The following is a 3,378-nucleotide window of genomic DNA, read 5'->3' on the forward strand; positions in this document are numbered from 1 at the left end:
CCCTCCGCGGCGCCTGCAACCCCGCGCGCGGCCGCCGCAGGGGCGAAGCTTCCGGCCGCCGTTGCGGGTGTGATCGATATGGGCATCATTTCCCGCGATGGTGCGGCCTATAAGTCGCTGCGCGCACAGATCGAAAGCCAATCGAAAGCCTGGGACGCCGACCTGAAGAAAAAGAACGACGATCTGCGCAAGCTGGAAGAGGATTTCCGCAAGCAAGGCCCATCGTTGACGCCGGAGCAAGTGACGGAAAAACGTAAGCAGTTCGATACGCAACTCGGCGAGTTCCAGCGGCAGATCAATGTTCGCCGCCGTCAATTGGCCGATGGTGAAGCCAGAGTGCTCAGCCGATTGAAGCCGCCCTGGCGGAAATTCTTCAGCAGATTGCGGTTGAGCGCGGCATCAATGTTGTTCTGTACCGCAATGCTACGGTTCTATTTGCAACCGAGCTTGATATTACGGCGGATGCCCTCCAGCGTCTGAACGCCAAACTGCCGCGCGTAACGCTCAAGCTGCCGCCGCCGCAACCGGCAACGCCCGCGAGCGCCCCGGCGGCGGCGAAAAGCAATTAGCGCGTTTTAAGCGATGCCGGATCCGCGTTTTTTCACGTCGAGCGGCCCGCTTGCGCTCAAGCTGTTAGCGGACCGTGCGGGCGCGCAGCTTAGGGACGCGCGCCACGCCGAAACGCGGGTCCACACGGTCGCCCCCCTCCAGGCCCCGGAGCCGGGGGCGCTGACCTTCTGCGATCACCGCCGCTATTTGGACGCGCTTCCGGCGTGGCCCGCTGCGTCGGCGATTCTGGTGACGGCGGAGGTGGCGGCAGTCGCCCAAACCGACGCAGCCCTGCTGATTGCCCCCGCGCCAACGGTGGCGTTCGCCCGTATGGCCCGGCAGTTTTTCCCCGAACCCCTGCCGCCGCCGAGCATCGCCCCGTCAGCGGCGGTCGCCCCCAGTGCCGAGATCGACCCGAGCGCGGTGATTGCCGCCCAGGTATCCATCGGGCACGGGGTTAAGATCGGCGCGCGCACGATTATTCGGGCCGGGACGGTGATCGGCGACGGCGTCCAGGTTGGGGCCGACTGCGATATCGGCGTACTCGTGTCGCTGCATTATTGCCAGGTCGGGGACCGGGTGAAAATGCTGGCGGGCGCGCGGATCGGCGAGCCGGGCTTCGGGTTCGTCACCACCCCAACGGGTGTGGTCAAAGTGCCGCAGCTCGGCCTTGTCGAGATCGGCGACGATGTGGAAATCGGTGCGAATGCCTGCATCGACCGCGCAACCCTAACCCGCACCGTCATCGGGCAGGGGACGATGATCGATAATCTCGTTCATATCGCGCATAATGTGCAAATCGGTAAGGGCTGTATTATCACGGCCCAAGTTGGTATCTCCGGCAGTACCGTGCTGGAAGATTATGTCGTGCTGGGGGGACAGGTGGGCATTGCCGACCATATCCGCGTTGGCCGGGGAACTCGGATCGCGTCGCGGACGGGATTGTTTCGGGATGCGCCGGCTGGCTCCAGCCTTGGAGGGTTTCCGGCGGTGCCTATCCGCGAATGGCACCGCCAATCGGCTTTTCTGTTAAAAGGTCGGGCAGAAAAAAAGGAACAAGCGAATGAGTGATACCATCACCGTGGAAGGAACCGAAACCGGCCCAACGCCGGAAACCATTCCCGTGATCGATGTTTCCCGCATTATGCAAATGATCCCGCATCGTTACCCGATGCTGATGATCGACCGCGTGATTGATGTCATCCCGAACGAATCCTGCACGGGCGTCAAGAATGTCTCGATCAACGAGCCGTTCTTCATGGGGCATTTCCCGTCGCGTCCGGTGATGCCGGGGGTGCTGATTATCGAAGCGATGGCGCAGACGGCGGCAGTGCTGGTGGTGCAAACCCTCGGGCCGGACGCCGAAGGCAAGCTGGTTTATTTCATGACCATCGATGAAGCCCGCTTCCGGAAGCCGGTCACGCCGGGCGATCAGGTGCATATCCATGTTACCAAGCTGGCCCAACGCAAGACCGTGTGGAAATTCTCCGGTGCCGCCAAGGTGAATGGCACGCTGGTCGCCGAAGCAACCTTCGCCGCTATGATTTTGGACGAAAAATGACCCTTTCCGTGCACCCCACCGCGATTATCGAAGACGGTGCCCAACTGGGGGCCAATGTCGCCATCGGCCCCTTCTGCCACATCGGGCCGAATGTGGTGCTGGGCGATGGGGTGACCTTGCTGAGCCATGTCGTCGTCGGCGGCTATACGCAGATCGGCGCGGGCAGCACGCTCTACCCCTTCGCCACGATCGGCATGCCGCCGCAGCACGCGCGCTACAAGGGCGAAGAGGTTCACCTGATTATCGGGGCGAACTGCACCATTCGCGAGCACGTCACCATGCACCCCGGCACGCCGTTCGGCAGCGGCGAAACCCGCGTCGGCGACAATGGCCTGTTCATGGTCGGCGTTCATATCGCCCATGATTGCCGAGTGGGCAATAATGTGGTGATGGCCAATCAGGCGACGCTCGGCGGGCATGTGGAGATCGGCGATTACGTCAATATCGGCGGCCTCTCCGCCGTGCATCAATATGTTCGCATCGGCAAGCATTCGATGGTCGGCGGCATGTCGGGCGTCGAGGGCGATGTGATTCCCTACGGCATGGTGATGGGGGATCGCGCGCGGCTGTCGGGCCTCAATATCATCGGCCTCAAGCGGCGCGGCTTCGAGCGCGAGGAAGTCCACGCCCTGCGCGCCGCCTATCGCCTGCTGTTCGCCGCCGAAGGCACGATGGCCGAGCGCATCGAGGATGTCAGCGGGTTGATGAAGGATAACCGCGCGATTATGGATATCGTCGAGTTTATCCGCACCGACAGCAACCGCGCCATCTGCCAGCCGCGCTGACGGATATGACCGACCCCGCGCAGAGAACCCTAGGGATCGTCGCCGGGGGCGGTGATTTACCGCGCGAGATTATCGCCGCCTGCCGGGCGCGCGGGCAGAATTTCTTCGTTCTGGCGTTGGATGGCCAGGCCGATGCCGATATTACCGAGGGCGTGCCGCACGCCCGGCACCGGATGGGGGCGGCGGGCGCGATTTTCGAATCGTTACGCACCGCCGGGGTTCAAGATGTTGTTTTCGCGGGGAAAGTTAAGCGTCCCTCCCTGCTATCGGTCGCGCCGGACGTGCGCGGCGCGGCCTTTATCGCCCGCATTGGCCTGAAGGCATTCGGCGATGATGGTTTGCTGCGCGCCATCGCTGAAGAGTTCGAGCGCGAAGGGTTTGTACTGCGGTCGGTTCCCGATGTGTTGGCGCTGGGCGGCAGCGCGCCGGAGGCCGGACCGCTCGGGCAGCACAAGCCGATGCGCGGGCCGAAGCCGATATTGC

Annotated in this window: 4 protein-coding genes and 1 pseudogene; all 5 read left to right on the top strand. The window is 63.1% G+C overall.

Annotated features, from left to right (window positions below):
- Positions 1-480, top strand: a 480-nt coding sequence (locus VZ95_RS17525; protein ID WP_045777007.1) for an OmpH family outer membrane protein, incomplete at its 5' end; no start/stop codon positions are given.
- A gap of 102 nt (positions 481-582) precedes the next feature.
- Positions 583-1,620 carry a UDP-3-O-(3-hydroxymyristoyl)glucosamine N-acyltransferase gene (lpxD, locus tag VZ95_RS17530; RefSeq protein ID WP_045777008.1) on the top strand — a complete coding sequence of 346 codons (1,038 nt, stop codon included), beginning with the start codon at positions 583-585 and terminating at the stop codon, positions 1,618-1,620.
- Entirely contained in the window at positions 1,613-2,110 is a 498-nt protein-coding gene (gene fabZ, locus VZ95_RS17535) for a 3-hydroxyacyl-ACP dehydratase FabZ (protein ID WP_045777009.1), read from the top strand. Before lpxD ends, fabZ begins: the two co-directional genes overlap by 8 nt.
- Positions 2,107-2,895, top strand: coding sequence for an acyl-ACP--UDP-N-acetylglucosamine O-acyltransferase (gene lpxA / locus VZ95_RS17540; RefSeq protein WP_045777010.1), 789 nt, complete (start codon positions 2,107-2,109; stop codon positions 2,893-2,895). Before fabZ ends, lpxA begins: the two co-directional genes overlap by 4 nt.
- Positions 2,896-2,900: 5 nt before the next feature.
- Positions 2,901-3,378 (top strand): annotated as a pseudogene (locus VZ95_RS17545) (UDP-2,3-diacylglucosamine diphosphatase LpxI); the annotation flags it as partial.

Source organism: Elstera litoralis (genome assembly GCF_000963705.1).
Lineage (GTDB): Bacteria > Pseudomonadota > Alphaproteobacteria > Elsterales > Elsteraceae > Elstera > Elstera litoralis.

Bases quoted from the DNA above. Each gene is read 5' to 3' on its own strand.
- lpxD (WP_045777008.1), top strand. From the start codon at position 583: ATGCCGGATCCGCGTTTTTTCACGTCGAGCGGCCCGCTTGCGCTCAAG.
- fabZ (WP_045777009.1), top strand. From the start codon at position 1,613: ATGAGTGATACCATCACCGTGGAAGGAACCGAAACCGGCCCAACGCCG.
- lpxA (WP_045777010.1), top strand. From the start codon at position 2,107: ATGACCCTTTCCGTGCACCCCACCGCGATTATCGAAGACGGTGCCCAA.